The organism is Burkholderia sp. MSMB2157WGS (genome assembly GCF_001532755.1).
GTDB lineage: Bacteria > Pseudomonadota > Gammaproteobacteria > Burkholderiales > Burkholderiaceae > Burkholderia.
On sequence record NZ_LPJG01000053.1, the window covers coordinates 344,350 to 363,218 of the forward strand.

Annotated in this window: 13 protein-coding genes and 1 pseudogene; 5 read left to right on the forward strand and 9 right to left on the reverse strand. The window is 68.0% G+C overall.

Annotated features, from left to right (window positions below; translation table 11 throughout):
* Positions 1-34: 34 nt before the first annotated feature.
* Entirely contained in the window at positions 35-1,330 is a 1,296-nt protein-coding gene (locus tag WT53_RS31120; protein WP_052100440.1) for an extracellular solute-binding protein, read from the reverse strand.
* Positions 1,331-1,644: 314 nt separating this feature from the next.
* Between WT53_RS31120 and WT53_RS31125 the strand changes: the two genes are divergently transcribed.
* Positions 1,645-2,703 carry a LacI family DNA-binding transcriptional regulator gene (locus WT53_RS31125; protein ID WP_034209088.1) on the forward strand — a complete coding sequence of 353 codons (1,059 nt, stop codon included), beginning with the start codon at positions 1,645-1,647 and terminating at the stop codon, positions 2,701-2,703.
* Between the two features lie 302 nt (positions 2,704-3,005).
* Positions 3,006-5,111 (forward strand): TonB-dependent siderophore receptor, encoded by a 2,106-nt coding sequence (locus tag WT53_RS31130; protein ID WP_034209087.1) that lies wholly within the window; start codon positions 3,006-3,008, stop codon positions 5,109-5,111.
* 31 nt (positions 5,112-5,142) lie between these two features.
* On the opposite strand, the gene WT53_RS31135 is transcribed toward WT53_RS31130, so the two are convergent.
* The gene (locus tag WT53_RS31135; RefSeq protein ID WP_034209086.1) at positions 5,143-6,396 is read right to left on the reverse strand and encodes an arsenic transporter; all 1,254 of its coding nucleotides are present in this window, start codon (positions 6,394-6,396) and stop codon (positions 5,143-5,145) included.
* Between the two features lie 37 nt (positions 6,397-6,433).
* A pseudogene (locus WT53_RS31140) lies at positions 6,434-6,613 on the reverse strand (MFS transporter); the annotation flags it as partial.
* A 239-nt stretch (positions 6,614-6,852) separates the two neighbouring features.
* Here WT53_RS31140 and WT53_RS31145 point away from each other — a divergent pair.
* On the forward strand, positions 6,853-7,809 hold the full coding sequence (locus tag WT53_RS31145; protein ID WP_034209084.1) for a mannuronate-specific alginate lyase: 957 nt from the start codon (positions 6,853-6,855) through the stop codon (positions 7,807-7,809).
* A gap of 272 nt (positions 7,810-8,081) precedes the next feature.
* Here the strand turns inward: WT53_RS31145 and WT53_RS31150 are convergent, their stop codons facing one another.
* The 5 genes from WT53_RS31150 to xylA all read right to left on the reverse strand — a co-directional run bounded on the left by WT53_RS31150 (position 8,082) and on the right by xylA (position 14,826).
* A complete protein-coding gene (locus WT53_RS31150) occupies positions 8,082-9,293 on the reverse strand; it encodes a sugar ABC transporter permease (RefSeq protein ID WP_034209082.1) in 1,212 nt (403 codons plus the stop codon).
* A complete protein-coding gene (gene xylG, locus WT53_RS31155) occupies positions 9,290-10,849 on the reverse strand; it encodes a D-xylose ABC transporter ATP-binding protein (RefSeq protein ID WP_034209081.1) in 1,560 nt (519 codons plus the stop codon). Before xylG ends, WT53_RS31150 begins: the two co-directional genes overlap by 4 nt.
* A 56-nt stretch (positions 10,850-10,905) precedes the next feature.
* Positions 10,906-11,934, reverse strand: a complete 1,029-nt coding sequence (gene xylF, locus WT53_RS31160; RefSeq protein WP_027786572.1) for a D-xylose ABC transporter substrate-binding protein — start codon at positions 11,932-11,934, stop codon at positions 10,906-10,908.
* A gap of 86 nt (positions 11,935-12,020) precedes the next feature.
* Positions 12,021-13,499: a xylulokinase gene (xylB, locus tag WT53_RS31165; protein ID WP_034209080.1), complete on the reverse strand. Its 1,479-nt coding sequence runs from the start codon at positions 13,497-13,499 to the stop codon at positions 12,021-12,023.
* A gap of 4 nt (positions 13,500-13,503) precedes the next feature.
* Positions 13,504-14,826, reverse strand: a complete 1,323-nt coding sequence (xylA, locus tag WT53_RS31170) for a xylose isomerase (RefSeq protein ID WP_060262685.1) — start codon at positions 14,824-14,826, stop codon at positions 13,504-13,506.
* A gap of 250 nt (positions 14,827-15,076) precedes the next feature.
* On the opposite strand from xylA, the gene WT53_RS31175 reads away from it, so the two are divergent.
* Together WT53_RS31175 and WT53_RS31180 are read left to right on the forward strand one after the other, a co-directional pair.
* Positions 15,077-16,270 carry a DNA-binding transcriptional regulator gene (locus WT53_RS31175; protein WP_034209079.1) on the forward strand — a complete coding sequence of 398 codons (1,194 nt, stop codon included), beginning with the start codon at positions 15,077-15,079 and terminating at the stop codon, positions 16,268-16,270.
* Positions 16,271-16,297: 27 nt separating this feature from the next.
* A complete protein-coding gene (locus WT53_RS31180) occupies positions 16,298-17,386 on the forward strand; it encodes an aldose epimerase family protein (RefSeq protein WP_034209078.1) in 1,089 nt (362 codons plus the stop codon).
* A gap of 145 nt (positions 17,387-17,531) precedes the next feature.
* Here the strand turns inward: WT53_RS31180 and WT53_RS31185 are convergent, their stop codons facing one another.
* Entirely contained in the window at positions 17,532-18,770 is a 1,239-nt protein-coding gene (locus WT53_RS31185) for an SfnB family sulfur acquisition oxidoreductase (protein WP_034209077.1), read from the reverse strand.
* Between the last annotated feature and the right edge of the window lie 99 nt (positions 18,771-18,869).

The window sequence follows — 18,869 nt, forward strand, 5'->3', positions numbered from 1 at the left end:
GACCTCCTTCACGATCGGTTCCACGCCAGCCGGCCTATCGGCCCGCCTCCGCCTTTGCCGCGTCTTCCATCTGTTGGGCCGCTGCCTCGGGCGTCACCGAAAGCCCCAGCAGCGCCTGCGAAATCTCCTTGTGCCGCTCGCCGAGACGCGGCGACAGTTCCTGGTCGTACCAGAGCTGGACGTTCGGCGCCTGCGCGACCAGTTCCTGCACGCGCTTGAGCATGGGATCCGCGATGGTCAGGTTCTTCACCGGCGGGAGTCGGGCATCGGCCAGTTTCGCGCGGACCGATTCGTCATCCGTCATCGTCCTGATCAGACGGAACGCCGCGTCGCGGTCGGAACACTGCGTCGATACGCTCAGGTAACTGTCGCCGAGCGTCCCCACGACATCGCGAACATCGCCTTTGCCGCCAGGCATGCCCGGAAACGGAAAGAAGTCGAGCTTCTTGAAGAACGCGGGATTTTCCTTCTGAATGGTCGACGCTTCCCAGCTTCCCATCAGCTCCATCGCGGCCCGGCCGGCGTACAGGAGGCGGCGGGACGCCCCGATGTCGTAGTCGAGCCCGTTGTAGCCGGGCGCGAATGCGCCAGCCTTGACGAGTTGCTGAAGATATTTGCCGGCGCCGATGAAGACGGGGTCGGCAAAACTGCCGCCCTTGTCGCGCTCGACGGCGCGACGAAAAACCTCCGGGCCGCCGAGCCGGTCGACCAGATACATGTAGTACATCGACCCCGGCCACTTGTTCTTGTTGGCCAGCGCGAACGGCGCGACCCCGTGAGACGTCAGCACCTTCACGACGTTCATCAGGTCGTCCCACGTCGCGGGCGGCGCGAGGTTGTATTGCCGGAACAGATCCTTGTTGTAAAAGATCATGGCAGCCGCCGTGTTCTCCGCCGGAACACCATAAATCCTGCCGTTATAGGTGACGGCCTTCCAGGACGCAGGCAGGAAGCGATCGCGATAGGCCGGATCCTTCTGCAGATAGGGCGTGAGGTCCACGACCTGACCTGCCTTGACGTACTCTCTCAGCGGCCCGCCACCCCACGTGTCGAACACGCAGGGCGGCTGCCCGGCGCCGAACGCCACTTTCAGCTTCGCCTTGTACGAATCGTTGAGCACGTGGGAATCCTCGACCTTGTATCCGGGGTTCTGTTTCTCGAACCGGTCGGCGGCGGCGCGTACGGTCCTGGGCCCATTGCCCTCCGTCTGGTGATCCCATTCGACGATGACTTTCGTCGACTGCGCATGACCGACGCCGGCCCAGAGCGCCGAGGCTGCCAACAGAGCCGTCGCGGCGCGCGAGAACCTTCGAACCTTGATCGAAAGCATCCACGTCTCCATCGTTGTAGGTCTCGTCAACGGATAGTTAGCGTTAACGTTATCTGATGTTAGGTTTGATTCGTCGCCATCGCTATCCGGGTATACCCATCGTCGAATTCGGTATCCCGCCGCGCCCGTCGAGCCGAACGAAAATGACTCGATCGCCAGGCAGAGAGCGGCTCCGGTCGAATCCGGCGAATCGGTTCAACTCCGGATCCGCATGTGACCTGTTAGAATGAACAGTAAAAACCGGACGTTATCGCTATCATCCATTGCGGAATGCGTGTGGCCGGATGACCACCCTCCACCGCACCACCTCGCCCATGAGCAAACAGAATCCCACTCTCGCCCATGTCGCGCGTATCGCGGGCGTGTCGCAGATGACCGCCTCGCGGGCGCTCAACGACCGCCCGGGCGTTTCGCAGGAAACGCGCGAGGAAATATTGAGAGTCGCGGCGAACATCGGGTATGTCGTCAACCGCAGCGCGCAGAAGCTGTCCGGCGGACGCAACGGCATCATCGGTATCGTGACGCCCACGCTCGACAACGAATTCGTCGGCGAACTGATTATCGGTGTGGGGCGCGCGGCGCGGGTAGCGGGGTACGAGACGTTCGTGTACACGGTATTCGACGAAGACCGTCACTCGCATCAGTCCGTGCTGGGGTTGATGAAGCAGTTCACCGACGGCGTCGTCGCCATCCTGCCGCGCGATTCGATCTACTTCGACGCGCTTGCCGCCGCGAACGTCCCGGTCGTCGTCATCGACCAGCGCGGCGCGCTCGCGGGGTTTCCGTCCATCTCCGTCGACAACTATGGCGGCGCATTGCGCGCAGTCGAACATCTGGCGCAACTCGGGCATACGCGCATCGCGTTCATCGGCGGCGACGAGTCCATCGAAGGCGTGCGCGACCGGCGGCGCGGCTATCTCGATGCGATCGCCCGACTGCGTTTGGCCGACGATCCCGGCTTGATCGCGCAGGGCGATCTGTCGCAGATGAAGGCATTCGACGCGGCATCGCAATTGCTTGCACTGCCGGAACGCCCGACCGCGATCTTCGCTGCGAACGACCTGAGCGCGTTCGGCGTCATCGCGGCGGCAAGGGAAATGGGCCTGAAAGTCCCTCACGACGTCTCCGTCATCGGCTTCGACGACATTCCGATGGCCTCGCAGGTTCATCCGCCGCTCACGACGATACGCCAACCGTTCGCGCCGATGGGACGCGCCGCGGTCAATACGTTGATGGCACAGATCGACAGCAACGAATCGGTGGCCCCTCGAATCGTGCTGCCGGCCGAACTCGTCGTTCGACAATCGACCGGCCCCGCGCACGGCGCGGTCGCGACGAAAGCATCGCCCTCGCGCAATCGGTCGGCGAACTGATCGACGGACGCGACGCCCGCCCCCCGGCCACGCGCCATTCAACGCCCTGCAACGCTGCCCGTTCGCTCGCCGTGCGGCACAACGGCAGCGTACGCCGCACCCGGCTCGTCACCCACACCGAGACGCCCCGACCGCGTTCGTGCCACGCACCGTTTCACTTCCCTCATCGGCGCTCAAAATTACGATTGCAAATGCCTCTCATTTGCATTAAATTGCCGCGCAAATGTACTGTTTGGAACACCGATGTCGGCGCGAGGCCGCCCGCCGTGCCCGAACGCGAAACACACCAAAAAGGGAGGAGTATGAGCAGGAGGAACTGGGCGGCCGCACCGATGGCCATCGTCGTCGGCACTGCCGGCATGGGCGCCGCCGACGCGCAGGAAGCGGCGCTGCCGACCATCGAGGTATCCGCGCAACGCGCGACGACGCCGTTTCGCACACGCGAATCGACGAGCGCGACGCGTAGCGAGGCGGACGTGATGGAGATTCCGTTCGCGGTCAGCAGCGTCGACACGAAGCTGATCCAGACCGTGGCCGCCACGCGCGGCGACGATCTTTACGACTGGGTCGCGGGCGTCTCGCGCCAGAACAACTTCGGCGGCCTGTGGGACAACTACGCGGTGCGCGGCTTCGCCGGCGACGGCAACACGTCCGGCACCGACTATCTGGTCAACGGCTTCTCGTGGAATCGCGGGATGAGCGTGCCGCGCGACACCGTCAACCTCGAGCGCATGGAAGTGCTCAAAGGGCCGGCGTCCGCGCTGTATGGCCGCGGCGATCCGGGCGGGATCATCAGCTACACGACGAAGCAGCCGCAGTTCGCACGCGCGAACACCATCGGCGTGTCGGCCGGCAGCTACGGCGCATTGCGCCAGACGCTCGATTCGACCGGCCCCGTCACGAAATCGCTGGCGTACCGCTTCGTCGCGATGAACGAGAACAACGGCAGCTTTCGCGACACGGTGTCGAGCAAACGCTACCTGTTCTCGCCGTCGTTCACCTGGGACATCGGCGCCGACACGACGCTCCACTACGAGTTCGAGAGCGCGCGTCAGCGCGCGCCGCTCGATCGCGGCGTGCTCGCGGTGAACGGGCAACTCGGCGCGATCCCCGCGTCGCGCTTCCTCGGCGAGCCGCGCGACGGCGACTACGACGTGCGCAACACGGGCCATCAGTTCACGCTCGAACATCGCATCGGTTCCAGCTGGTCGGTCAATGCCGGCGTCGCGCAACGCACGACCGATCTGTCCGGGCGCTCGTCCGAGGCGTTCGCATTGCAACCGGACGGCCGCACGCTGTGGCGCCGCTACCGGCAAGTCGCGTTTCACTCGAACGACCTGCAAGGCCGCCTCGAAACCACCGGCTCGTTCCGCACGGGCGGCATCGGCCATACGCTCGTGATGGGCGTCGATGCGTACCGCTTCAACTACGACCAGTTCGTCACGCGCTCCACGCCGACCGCCGCCGCGCCGTATGCGATCGACATCTTCGATCCGGTCTACGGCCAGCCCGCGCCGACGCCACGCACCGCGACCAACCTGCTCGAACGCGATGACGGTCAAGGCGTCTACGCGCAGGACACGCTCGCGTTCGGGCCGCACTGGAAGGTTCTGGCCGGGCTGCGCTGGGATCGCTTCCACCAGTCGATCGACAACCGCCTGAAGAGCGTGACGACGAGCCAGTTGCAAACCTCGCTGAGCCCGCGTCTCGGCGTCGTGTATGAAATGAGCCCGGCGTTGTCGCTGTATGCGAACACCGCGTATTCGTTCCGGCCGAACAACGGTGCCGACATCAACGGCCGCGCGTTCGATCCCGAAAAGGGCCACGGCTACGAAGCCGGCGCGAAATGGGCGGGCACGCGCTGGCTCACGACCGTCTCGGCGTTCTACGTCACCAAGCGCAACGTGCTCACCGCCGATCCGGCCAATGCCGGCTTCTCGCGCGCGGCCGGCGAAGTGCGCAGCCGCGGCGTCGAATTCGAATGGAGCGGCGACCTCGGTCACGGCTTGCGCGGCATCGCCAACTTCGCGTACGTCGACGCCGAGGTCACGCGCGATACCGTGCTGGCGCCCGGCTCGCGCCTCGTCGACGTACCGCGGTTGAGCGGCAGCGCGCTGCTCATGTACGAGACGACCCTGCCGTTCGCGGACAAGGCCGGCGCCGGTGCCGGCGTGATCTACGTCGGACGCCGCGCGGGCAACACGGCCAACACGCAGGACGGCTTCGAGCTGCCGGCCTATGCGACCGTGCAACTCAACGGCTATCTTCAGGTCAACAAGCACCTGCGTGCGTCGGTCGTGCTGAACAACCTGTTCAATCGCACGACCTACGTCAGCTCGTACAACAGCCTGTGGGTCACGCCGGGCGCGCCGCGCAGCCTGTTCGCGTCGCTCGCCTACTCGTTCTGAGTCGACCGGGGCGGCTGACCGGGATCTCGCGTCAGCCGCCGACCGCGAACCGCGCGCCCAGCGCGAGCAGCAGCGCCGGCGGCATCACGCACGCCCCGACCGCGAGGAACGTACGGAAACCGACCTGCAGCCCTTCGCGCCGCATCGCCGCCAGCCACAGAATCGTCGCGAGCGAACCGGTGACCGACAGGTTCGGGCCGAGATCCACGCCGATCAGGATCGCATCGACCACCGTTCGCGGGCTGTGCGCAGCCTGGATCGTCGAGCTCGCGATCAGCCCGGCCGGCAGGTTGTTGACCCCGTTCGACACCAGCGCGACCGCGACGCCCGCCGCCGCCGCGGCGACGTGCTCGCCGCTTTGCATCAGCGCGTGCAGCAGCCCCGCCAGTACGCGCACCGCGCCGGTCCGGTCGAGCGCCTCGACGACGACGAACAACCCCGCGACGAGCGGCAGCACGCTCCACGAAATCCCGCGAACGATCGGCACGCATGCCGCACGATCCCGCATCGCCACGCACGCGACCGTGACGACACCCGCCAGCGCGGTCGGCAATCCAAGCGGACGATCCAGGACCGACACCGCCATCAGCGCGACGGCCGTTGCCGCAATGCCCGCCAGCGTGATGCGCCCGCCGCGCGTCAGCGGCTGCACCGGCAGCCCCGACTCGCAACCGCCGGAAAGCGCACGTCGCTGCACGATCCGCAGCATGACGAACGTGCACGCGATCGATGCGACGGACGGCGCCGCGAAGTGCGCGAGCCATGGGCCGAGCGACGGCATGTGCGCGCCATACAGCACCAGGTTCGCCGGATTCGAAATCGGCAGCACGAAACTCGCGGCATTCGCGACGAGCGCGCAGCTGTACAGCAGCGGCATCGGGTCGGCCTTCGCGCGGCGCGCGGCGGCAAGGACCGCGGGCGTCAGCACGACGGCGGTTGCGTCGTTCGACAGGAACGCCGTGGTGACGACGCCGACCCCGTAGATCAGCGCGAACAATCGCCGCGACGAACCCTGCGCGAGATTGACGACGTGCGTCGCGACCCAGTCGAACAGCCCCTCGCGACGGGCCGCCTCGGACAGCAGCATCATGCCCGTCAGAAAGAGGTACACGTCGCCGCCCTTCGCGACGGCGTCCAGCGCCTGCGCGACGGGCAAGAGGTTCAACACGACCAGCAGCAGCGCGCCGCTCACGGCCCAGATGGCCTCGGGCCAGCCGAACGGACGCGTGATGACGCCCGCGGTGGCGAGCGCGGAAATCAGCCAGGCAAGCGAAACAGGATTCATGGGCAAGTCGACGGAGGCACGAGGATCGAAACGGCTTTCAAGACGACGTCGCCGACGAGTCGGCGGGTTTGCCGCACACGCCGCTCAGCGAGCGCGCATGACCGAGCCGCAGCGCGAGCGAGCCCGTCGACACGGCGCCCGGCACGACGAACGCGGCCGGATAGCCGACGTGCTGCGCGAGCACGCCGCCCGGCAGCGGGCCGAGCGCCGCGCCGAGTGCCCCGAGCATGACGAGTCGAGTGGAGAACGACGGACGCTTCATCGGAACGGGCCGGCAGTCGAGGACGACAGAATAGCGTATCGCCTGTCATGCGCAGCCGCCACGTGCGACGCATCGCACCGACGGCCCGCCGGGCCGGATCGGCAACGCCTCACCGTGGAAAGCCGCGCGAAAGCCCCGGGCGCTAGACTGCCTTCGGTCCTGCGTCCCGCCCGAAACTTCCCCGTCGAGCCCCCATGCGCGCCCTTTCCGTTCGAACCTTGTCCGCCGTCCTGTTCGCCGTCGGCACACTCGTCGGCACGGCCGCCGCCAGCCATGCATGCGAAGTGCCGCCCCCCGTGCGGACGATCGACCCGCCCGGCTACTACGACGACCCCACGGGCTATGCGCGCGACGTGAAGCCGATGCGCGACTTCGTCGCGAAGCTGAACGCGGCGGCGGATCGCGGCGACTGGTCGTGCGCGTTGACGCTACTCGACGGTTGGGCGCAATCGGATGCGTTGATGGGCCCGATCTCCGGCTATCAGGGCGACTACGAGCGTTCGTGGGCCGGCACCGATTTCGCGATGGTGATCCTGCGCATGCCGCATGGGTTGCGCGAAGCGAATCGCGCGGCATTCAACGCGATCGACCCGTGGCTCGAACGCATCGCGATCGCGACCCGCAATGCCGAGGCGATCAACCATCTGCACAACAACCTCGTGTATTGGGCCGGGCTCGACCTGATCGCGATCGGCACCGTGACCGACAATGCAAGCCTGATCGATTCCGGCTTGCTGCGGGTGCGCGAAGGCATTCGCGACATCCGCCCGGACGGTTCGCTCGAGCGCGAGGTCAAGCGCGGCGACCGCGCGCTTCACTATCACACGTTCGCGCTGCTGCCGCTCGTGTTCGCGGCCGAACTCGTCCAGCAGCGCAACATCGATCTCTACCGCGAAAACGACGGTGCGATCGGCCGCCTCGCGAACCTCGTGATCGACGCGGTGGAAGATCCCGCGAGTTTCAGGAAGATCACGCCGATCAAGCAGGACCTGTTCCCGTGGACGTTCCGCGACGAACTGAGCTGGGTCGAGCCGTACTACGCACGCTTTCACGACCGACGCCTGCCGGCGATCATCGCGCCGCGCCGCCCGTTCGGCGAATGGAGGCTCGGCGGCGACGTGACGGCGGCATGGGGCGCGCCGCTGCCATGATGCGCGGCGCGGCGAGTCGCGGCGCGGCAACCCGGGTCGGCGGCGCGCATCGCGAACGCGAGCGCTTCGGCGAGCGCCTCGCAACGCTCGCGCAGCAGCGCGCGCAGTGCCCCCGCGATCACCTGCCGGTCGCGCCGATCATCCAGGCCAAACACGGACCCGGCCTCCGGCATCGCGAACGGCCCGGGCGCCGGCACGGAAACGTCCGACAAGCGCTTCGCGTTTCGCTCCATGGTCGTCCTCTTGGTCGACGCGCGGCCGACACGGCTTCGTCACCGCCGGTTCGACCGCGACACCACGTCGATCCACACCGCCAGCACGAGCACCGCGCCCTTGACGATCATCTGCCAGTACGTGTCGACGTCCAGCATCGACATCCCGTTGTCGAGGCTCGCCATCACGAGCGCGCCGATCAGCGCGCCGTAGACCGTGCCCGACCCGCCGCGCATCGACGTGCCGCCGATGAAGCACGCGGCGATCGCGTCGAGTTCGCCCATCGAGCCGGCGGACGGCGACCCGGCCGCGAGCCGCGCCGTGTTGACGAGGCCGGCAAACGCGCACATCAGCCCCATCAGCGCGAAGATCGCGAGCTTCACGCGATCGGTGTCGACGCCCGACAGCCGCGTCGCCTCCAGGTTCGAGCCCACCGCATAGATCCGCCGGCCGAACACGGTCTGCGTCGCGATCCACGAGAACACGCCGAGCAGCACGAGCAGCAGCAGCACGGGCACCGGAATACCGCCGTAACGATCGAGCGTCGCGACGAACGCGAACAGCACCGCGCCGGCGCCGACGATCTTCGCGACGTCCTGCCACAACGGGGCGACCGCGAGCCGGTAGCGCCGCCGCGTGCCGCGCTGCCGCACCACCAGCAGCGTCGCGACCGCGAACAGCAGGACCGCGAGGCCGTCCCCGGCCAGACGCGGCAGATAGCCCTGCCCGATGAACACGAAGCCGTCCGACACGGGCGCGATCGTCGAGCCGCCCGTCACGCCGAGCAGGATGCCGCGAAACGCGAGCATCCCGCCGAGCCCGACGATGAACGACGGCACGCGCCGATAGGTCGACCACCAGCCGTTGAAGAGCCCGATCAGCACGCCGAGCGCGAGCACGGCCGGAACCGTCGCCGCGACCGGCCAGTGGCGGTTGACGTCGAGGATCGCGGCGACGCCGCCGAGCAGCCCGAGCAGCGAGCCGACCGACAGGTCGATCTCGCCCGCGATGATGACGAACACCATGCCGCACGCGAGCATGCCGGTGATCGACATCTGCCGCAGCAGGTTCGACACGTTGCGCGGCGTGACGAACGCGCCGTCCGTCAACACCGAGAAGAACGCCCAGATCGCGACGACCGCGAACAGCAGCGCGAGCACCTTGTAGCGCGTAAAAACGTGGCGCAACGGCAACCGCGGCGCGCGGCCGTCCGGACGCCGCGCGTCCGCATCCGGCGTCGCCGGGGTCGAGGAAGAAAGTTCGGAATTCATGTCGCACTCGCTGCGGTGGGTTCGGCGGGCAGCCGCGCGGGCTTCAGCGCGGCGCCGAGAATCTGTTCCTGCGTGAGGCCCTGGTTGACGAAATCGCCGCGCAGCTCGCCTTCGCCGATCACCAGCACGCGATCGGCGAGGCCGAGCACCTCCGGCAGTTCCGACGACACGACGATCAGCGCGACGCCGCGCTTGGCCAGCGCGAAGACGAGCCGGTAGATCTCGGCCTTCGCGCCCACGTCGACACCGCGCGTCGGCTCGTCGAGGATCAGCACCTGCGGCTCGGTCAGCAGCATCTTCGCGAGCACCGCCTTCTGCTGATTGCCGCCCGACAGGCTCGCGATCGACAGGAACGGATGCGCGGCGCGCACCGACAGCCGCTGCATCTCGGTGCGGATCGCGTCGAGCTCGGCGGCCGCGTCGATCCGCCCGCGCGCCGCGAAGCGCTGCAGCACCGCCAGTGTGATGTTGTGGCCGACGCCGAGCTGCGGCACGATGCCGTGGCGCTTGCGGTCCTCCGGCACCATCGCGATGCCGGCGCGGATCGCGTCGGCCGGCGAGCGGATCGACAGCGGCCGGCCGTTCATCGTCACGCTCGCCGTGCACGCGCCCGGATACGCGCCGAAGATCGCCTGCATCAACTCGGTGCGGCCCGCGCCGACCAGCCCGGCCACGCCGACGATCTCGCCGCGCCGCACGCTGAACGACACGTCGTCGACGCGCTTGCGGCGCGCGTTCGTCACGTCGCGGCACGTCACGTGGCGCACGTCGAGCACGACGTCGCCGATCTCGTGCGGCTCGCGCGGATACAGGTCGCGGATCTCACGGCCGACCATCATCGCGATGATCCGGTCGGTGGTCAGCGCATTCATCGGCTCGGTCGCGACATGGCGGCCATCGCGGATCACGGTGACCGTGTCGCATACGGCCGCCACCTCGTCGAGCTTGTGCGAGATGTAGACGCAGGCGACGCCGCGGCGCTTCAGGTCGCGCACGATGTCGAGCAGGATGCGCGTCTCCGACGCGCTCAACGACGACGACGGTTCGTCGAGGATGAGCAGCTTCGCGTGCTTGTTCAGCGCCTTCGCGATCTCGATCAACTGCTGGTGGCCGCCGCCGTAGTTCATCACCGGCTGCGCGACGTTGATCGTGTCGATCCGCAATTCGTGCAGCAGCTCCTCGGCGCGCCGCACCATCGCCGCGAAGTTCATGCGCCCGCCCGGCAGCGTGATCTCGTTGCCGAGGAAGATGTTCTCGGCCACCGACAGCTCGGGCACGAGCATCAGCTCCTGGTGGATGATCGCGATGCCCGCGCGTTCGGTGTCGCGCACGCCGGACGCCACGAGCGGCGCGCCTTCCCAGCGGATTTCGCCGTCCCACGTGCCGTGCGGGTACACGCCCGACAGCACCTTCATCAGCGTCGACTTGCCCGCGCCGTTCTCGCCGCACAGCCCGACGCATTCGCCGGGCCGCACGGTCAGGTCGATGCCGTCGAGCGCCTTCACGCCGTCGAAGGCCTTGACGATGCCGCGCATCGTCAGCAAGGGTTCCGTCATTCGTTCATGCCTCGCAGTAAGCGCGGCCGCCGTCGCGGCGACCGCGCGTCGTACGCTTACTGGCTCGCCAGCTGGGCCTGGGTATAGAAGCCGTCCTTCACGACGACGTCGACGTTGCGCTTGGTCAACAGCGTCGGCTGCAGCAGCACCGTATCGACCTTCTTCTTGCCGTTGTCGTATTGCGCGTTGAACGCGGGCTTCGTGCCCTTCGCGAGATCGACCGCGAGCTTCGCGGCTTCGCTCGCGATCAGCTTCAGCGGCTTGTACACGGTCATCGTCTGCGTGCCGGCGATCACGCGCTTGACCGCGGCCAGATCCGCATCCTGCCCGGACACCGGCACCTTGCCGGCCAGATGCTGCGCGGCGAGCGCCTGGATCGCGCCGCCGGCCGTGCCGTCGTTCGACGCGACGATCGCGTCGATCTTGTTGTTGTTCGCGGTCAGTGCGTCCTCGACGATCCGCAGCGCGGTCGACGCGCTCCATTCGGGCACCCACTGCTGGCCGACGACCTTGATGTCGCCGCGGTCGATCGCGGGCTTGAGCACCTTCAGTTGCCCTTCGCGCAGCATCTTCGCGTTGTTGTCGGTCGGCGCGCCGCCCAGCAGGAAATAATTGCCCTTCGGCTTCGCGTCGAACACGCCCTGCGCCTGCAGCTCGCCGACCTTCTCGTTGTCGAACGAGATATAGGCGTCGACGTCCGCGTCGAGGATCAGGCGATCGTACGACACGACCTTGATGCCGGCCTTGCGCGCTTCGGCGACGACGTTGCCGAGCGTCTTCGAGTTGAACGGCACGATCACGATCACGTCGACGCCGCGCGAGATCAGGTTCTCGATCTGCGAAATCTGCCGCTCCTCGCTCGCATCGGCCGACTGCACCGACACCTTCGCGCCGAGCTTCGTCGCGGCCGCGACGAAATAGTCGCGATCGCGCGACCAGCGCTCGACGCGCAGGTCGTCGATACAGAAGCCGATCTCGGGCTTGTCCTTGCTCGCGTGGGCGAGCGGCGTGCCCAGCGCGAGGATCGCCAGCGCGGCGGCGCCGGCAAGCGAACTCAATACGGTACGACGCGTCACGGATTTCATGTCTCCACTCCTTGTTATGGAACCACCTCACGAACCGCGGGCGGCCGCCGGATTGCACCGCCCGCATCGAATCACGGCGACGTGCGTCAAGCGCCCGTCGCAAACACCGGTTCGAGCGCACGATACAGCGCGCGAAACGTCGGCCGCCGCACGTCGCGATACCACGCGTGCCGCGCGGAGTCGGGCTCGCGCACCGCGACGACCGGCGGTTGTGGACACACGTCGGCGAGCGCCGCATCGGGTTCGAGCGCGAGATGTGCGAGACGCGCGGCGCCGAGCGCCGGCCCCACTTCACCGCCCGCGCGCAGCGTCAGCGCACGGCCGCTCAGGTCCGCGAGCATCTGCGTCCAGTACGCGCTGCGCGAGCCGCCGCCGATCACGGTGATGTTGTCGGGCGCGAGCCCGGCCGCGTGCAGCGCGTCGATGCCGTCGAGCAGCGCGAAGCCGACGCCTTCGAGCGTCGCGTTCGCGAGATCCGCGCGCCGCGTGTCCGGCGTGAGCCCGTAGAACACACCCTTCGCGTTCACGTCGTTGTGCGGCGTGCGCTCGCCGCTCAGGTACGGCAGGAACCACGGGCGGCTCGCGCGTGCGTTCGTTTCCGCATCGTCGAGCAGCGCCGCGACGCCGTCGTAACCGGCCAGTTGCGCGGTGAAGTCGACGCAGCCGGCCGCGTTCAGCATCACGGACATCAGGTGCCACGTATCCGGCAGCGCATGGCAGAAGCTGTGCACCGCCGATTCGGGATTCGCGCGGAACCCGTCCGACACCGCGAAATACACGCCCGACGTGCCGAGCGACAGCAGCGCGTCGCCGGGCCGCACGATCCCGACGCCCACCGCGCCGGCCGCGTTGTCGCCGCCGCCGGCCACCACCGGGATCTCGCGCAGGCCGAGCGCTCGCGCGACGGCCGGCAGCAGCGTGCCGGTGATGCGATTGCCCTCGAAGACGGCCGGCATCTGTGCACGCGACAGCCCGCAGGCCGCGAGCAACGTGTCGTCGTAGTCGCGCTTCGCGACGTCGAGCCACAGCGTGCCGGCGGCGTCCGACGGATCGGTCGCGAACGCGCCGGTCAGCCGGTAGCGCAGATAATCCTTCGGCAGCAGCACGTAGGCGATGCGCGCGAACACGTCGGGCTCGTGACGGCGCACCCACAGCAGCTTGGGCGCCGTGAAGCCCGGCATCGCGATATTGCCGGCCACCGTGCGCAGCGCGGGCGCGAGCCGTTCGAGTTCCTCGCACTCGGCATCCGCGCGGCCGTCGTTCCACAAGATCGCGGGGCGCAGCACGTCGCCGTGGGCATCGAGCAGCGTCGCGCCGTGCATCTGTCCGGTCAGGCCGAGCGCATCGATGTCGTGCGGGTCGATGCCGGCCGTGCGCGCGTCCGACACGAGTGCGGCGAGCGCGCCGCATGCGGCGTCCCACCAGTCGCGCGGCGCCTGCTCGGACCAGCGCAGCTGCGGCCGGCTCACCGCGAGCGGGCGGCCCGCGCTTGCGCGCACCGCGCCGTCGCGGTCGAGCAGCACCGCCTTCACGCCCGACGTGCCGAGATCGAGTCCGATGTACATGGCGTCAGCGCAGCCCGTAGATCGCCTGGTTCACGATGTTCTCGAGCCGCTCCTGCGCGCCGCTTGCATGCCGCGGGTTGACGCCCCGCGCGAGCGCGTCGGCCGCCAGCGACTCCAGCGTATAGCCGCCCGACAGGATCTTGCGGCCGAACTCGCTGTCCCACTGCGCGTAGCGCTGCCGGCGCAGTGCGTCGAGCCGGTCGTTCTCGACCAGCACCGCCGCGCGTTCGAGCGCGAGCGCGAGCACGTCGATCGCACCGACGTGACCGTAGAACAGGTCTTCCGGATCGATGCTCTGGCGCCGCACCTTCGCGTCGAAGTTCATCCCGCCGGTCGTGAAGCCGCCGTGGCGCAGGATCTCGTAGAACGCGAGCGTCAGTTCCTCGACGCTGTTCGGGAACTGGTCGGTGTCCCAGCCGTTCTGCGGATCGCCGCGGTTCGCGTCGACGCTGCCGAACACGCCGAGCGCGAATGCGTTCGCGATCTCGTGATGGAACGAATGGCCCGCGAGCGTCGCGTGATTGGCTTCGATGTTCACGCGGATCTCGTTCTGCAGTCCGTACTGCACGAGGAAGCCGTGCACCGTCGCCACGTCGTAGTCGTACTGATGCTTGGTCGGCTCCTGCGGCTTCGGCTCGATCAGCAGCGCACCCTTGAAGCCGATCCGGTGCTTGTGCTCGACGACCATCGACAGGAAGCGGGCGAACTGGTCGCGCTCGCGCTTCAGGTCGGTATTGAGCAGCGTCTCGTAGCCTTCCCGGCCGCCCCACAGCACGTAGCTCTCGCCGCCGAGCCGATGGGTCGCGTCGAGCGCATGGCGCACCTGGGTCGCGGCCCACGCGAACACGTCGGGGTTCGGGTTCGTCGCGGCGCCGGCCGCGAAGCGCGGGTGCGAAAACAGGTTCGCGGTCCCCCATAACAGCCGCACGCCGGTTGCCTGCTGACGCTCGGCGAGATAGTCGACCATCCGCGCGAAATTGGCCGCGTATTCGCGCAGGCTGTCGCCTTCCGGCGCGACGTCGGTGTCATGAAACGTATAGAACGGCGTGCCGAGCTTCGTGAAGAACTCGAATGCGGCGTCGGCCTTCATCCGCGCGCGTTCGAGCGCGTCGCCGGGCTGCTGCCACGGCCGCTGAAACGCGCCCTGCCCGAAGATGTCGTGGCCCGGCCACACGAACGTGTGCCAGTAGCAGACCGCGATCCGCAGATGCTCGGCGAGCGTCTTGCCGAGCACGCGTCGCTCGGGGTCGTAATGGCGATAGGCGAGCGGGTTGTCCGACTGCGGGCCTTCGTAGCGAATCGCGGGAATGTGTTCGAAATACGACATGGCGTCTCCGTGCAGGTTCTTGTTGCAGCGCAACGCACGTCGGGATGACGCACGCGGCCGAATTCGTTGGCTGGATCGTGCCCGCGCGCCTGCCGGCCGGCAATTGCGAAATTGCGCAGCACGCTTGATGTTTCTTGCCAGCCGCGTTCGCGCGGCGCAGGTTCCGTCCTACAATCGCCGTACACCGCGCGCCGCCTCCATGAGCGCGCCCCGGAGACAACGGCGCCCGACGCGCTCACCCGACACCGAGATGACACGCGCCCCATCCGCCCAGACACCGCACCGCATCGCGCTGCTGTTCAACGCGAACAAGGTCTACGACCGCGAGATCATCAGCGGCATCGGCCAATATCTGCACACGACACGCGTCGTATGGGATCTCTTCCTCGAAGACGATTTCCGCTGCCGGCTCACCGGGATCGAGCGTTTCGACGGCGACGGCATCATCGCGGACTTCGACGACCCCGCCGTCGCCGACGCGCTCGCCGGTTCGCCGCTGCCGATCGTCGCGATCGGATCGTCGTACGAGGATCCGGCGCAATACCCGGAAGGCGTCCCATATATTGCGACGGACAACCCGAAGCTCGTGTCGCTCGCCTATACGCACCTGATCGGGGCGGGACTCGCGCATTTCGCGATGTACAGCCTGCCGGTCGCGCAGGAGAACCGCTGGGCGCAGCAGCGCGAACTGGCGTTCGACCGGCTCGCGCGCGCGGACGGGCTCGACGCGCCGATCTACCGCGGGCTGTCGACGAGCGCGTCGGGCTGGAATCACGCGATCGAACAACTGATCGACTGGCTGCATGCGCTGCCGAAGCCGGTCGGCGTGATCGCGGTGACCGATGCGCGCGCGCGGCACCTGCTGCAGGCGTGCCTGATCGCCGGCATCGCGGTGCCGGAACAGGTCGCGATCATCGGTATCGACAACGATCCGCTCACGCGCACGCTGACGCGCATTCCGTTGTCGTCGGTGATCCAGGGCACCGAGGAAATGGGCCGCACCGCCGCGCACCTGCTGCACCGGATGCTGCGCGGCGCGCGCTTTCCTGGGCAGCGGATTCTCGTGCCGCCGGTCGGCATCAACGTGCTCGAATCGACGCGCCACCAGCCGCTCGCGAGCCCGCACGTGATGCGTGCGCGGCATTTCATCCGCCAGTACGCGTGCCAGGGGATCAAGACCGAACAGGTCGCCGACTATGTCGGCGTATCGCGCTCGCTGCTCGAGGAGCACTTCCGGCGCGAACTGCAGCGCACCGTGCACCAGGAGATCCTGCGCCACAAGCTCGAAGCCGCGCAGGCGCTGCTCGCCGGCCGGCAGGCGTCGAGCGCCGAAGTCGCGATCCGTTGCGGGTTCACGTCGCTTCAGTACATGTACGCGGTGTTCAGGCGCGAACTCGGCTGCACGCCGCGCGAATATCAGGAACGCGCGGCCGCCACGAACTGACGCCCGCCGCCCATCCGACATCCACTCATGCACATCGATACCGATTCCTCATACCTGACGCCCGGCGTGGCCCGCGTGCATGCCGAGCCGTGGGGCGCGTTGCCCGACGGCGAGCCCGTGCGGCGCTATACGCTGCGCAACGCGCACGGGATGCGCGTCGTCGTCAGCGACCTCGGCGCGACCGTCGTGTCGTGGCTCGCGCCCGACCGCACGGGGCGCTTTGCCGATATCGTGCTCGCGCACGACACGCCGGCCGAGTACCTCGAATCCGGCGTCTATCTCGGCGCGACGATCGGCCGATGGGCGAACCGGATCGCCGGCGCGCGCTTCACGCTCGACGGCGTCGACTACCTGCTCGACCGCAACGAGAACGGCAACCTGCTGCACGGCGGCGCGAACGGATTTCATCGTGCACGGTGGGACGTGCTCGACGATAACGGCGGGCTGACGCTGCGGCTCGATTCGCCGGAAGGCGACGCGGGATTCCCGGGCAACGTGAGCGTGCGGGTTCGTTACACACTCGACGACGACGGCACGCTGACGATCGACTATACGGGCTGGACCGATGCGCCGACGCCGCTGAACCTGACGAATCACAGCTACTTCAACCTGAACGGGCGCGCGGGCAGCGACGTGCGCGGCCATCTGCTGCACATCGACGCCGACGCGTTCCTCGAAGTGGACGATGCGCTGATCCCGATCGGGACGGCCGACGTGACGGGCACGGCGTTCGATTTCCGGCAAAGCGCGCCGCTCGGCGCGCGCCTCGACTGGCCGCATGCGCAACTGGCGCGCGCACGCGGCTTCGATCACTGCTTCGTCGTGGGCAACGGAGCACGCGAGGTCCGGCCGGTCGCACGCGTCTACGATCCGGAGAGCGGCCGCGAGTTGACCGTGTCGACCGATCAGCGCGGCCTGCAGCTCTATACGGGCAACTATCTCGACGACGTGCGCGTGAGCGGCGGCACGCGGTGCGCCCGACACGCGGCACTGTGCGTCGAGGCGGGCGGCTTTCCGGATCAGGTCAACATGGACGGCTTGCGCGACGAAGCGATCGTGCGTCCGGGCGACGTCTATCGGCAAACCACCCGGTATCGGGTGGGGGTTCAGGCATAGGTCGCGCACGGGACGCGCGAGCCGCGTCGTCGCGCGTCAGGCGGCGTCGACGTCGCGCCGGGCGACTGCCGCGCCGGCGACGGCGATCGGCGCGCCGGGTTTCACGCTCGCCGGCAGCGCGCTGCCGGCGTCCGACCGCCGACGCTCAATTCCACGCATGCCGCGCCGGGCGCGCGCCGTTCAGGTAGTAGTTGCCGACGAGGTGATATTTCCAGCGCACCGGATCGTGCAGCGTATGCGTGCGCGCGTTGCGCCAATGCCGGTCGAGGTTGTGCTCGGCGAGCGTCGACTGCGTACCGGCCAGCTCGAACAGCTTCTCGCCCGCGAGCAGCGCGACCTCGGTCGTCAGCACCTTCGCTTCGCCGACCGCGACGGACGCCCGCGCGACATCGTCTTCGGTCACGTCTCCCTTTGCCGCGATCTCGTCGAGCGTGCGCGCCGCGCGTTCGAGCAACGCGTCGGCCGCATGCAGCTGGATATGCAGGCCACCGATTTCGCGAATCGTCAACGGATCGTCCACCGCCCGCTCGACGCCGCTGTCGACCCACGGCCGCGTGCGGGTCCGCACGAACGCGAGCGTATCGTCGATGGCCGCCTTCGCGATACCCGCGTCGATCGCCGCCTGGATGATCTGCGACAGCGGACCGTTGAGCGTCGGCACGTCCGACACGCGCTGCGCGGGCAGCACGTGCGATGCCGGGATGCGCACCGCGTCGAGCACGACCGTGCCGCTCGCGGTCGTGCGCTGCCCGAATCCCGACCAGTCGTCGATCACGGTCAGCCCCGGCGTCGGTTGCGGCACGTACGCAAGCCATGCCTGGCGCGCGTCGTCGAGCCCGAGCACCGGCACGTAATGCGCGAACAGCGCGCCGGTCGAATAGAACTTCGTACCGTCGACGACGTAGTCGTCGCCGTCGCGGCGCACGCGCGTCTTCAGGTCGAGCACGTGCTTCGTGCCCTTCTCCGAAAACCCGTTGCCGAACCGCTTGCCGCTCAGCACTTCGGCGAAGAAATGACGCTTCTGCGCGTCGGTGCCGACGAGCGCGATCACGTCGACCAGCCCGAAATGGTTCTGCGGAAGCTGCCCGAGCGACGCATCGGCCGCGGCGACGATCTTGATCACCTCGGTGAGCGTCACATGCGATACGCCCGCGCCGCCGTATGCCTTCGGCACCGTGATCGCCCACAGCCCCGACTGCGAAAACCATTCGATTTCCTCGCGCGGCAGGCGGCGCTCGCGATCGCGCTCGGCGGCCCCTTGCGCGAGGCGTTGTGCCAGCGCGTGCGCGACCGCAAGCGCTTGCGCATCGTCGGCGATCACGTTCGCCGCCTGCGCCGGCGCGTCGGCCGGCCGCTCCTGAATCGTCGCGCTCGTGTCTGACATCGGTCTCTCCTGTCGAATGGCGAAAGCATTCAATCTAGCAGCGCCACGTGCACCGGAAAACCGAGCGATTCTCGAAACGATATTCCTTTGGAGAACAAA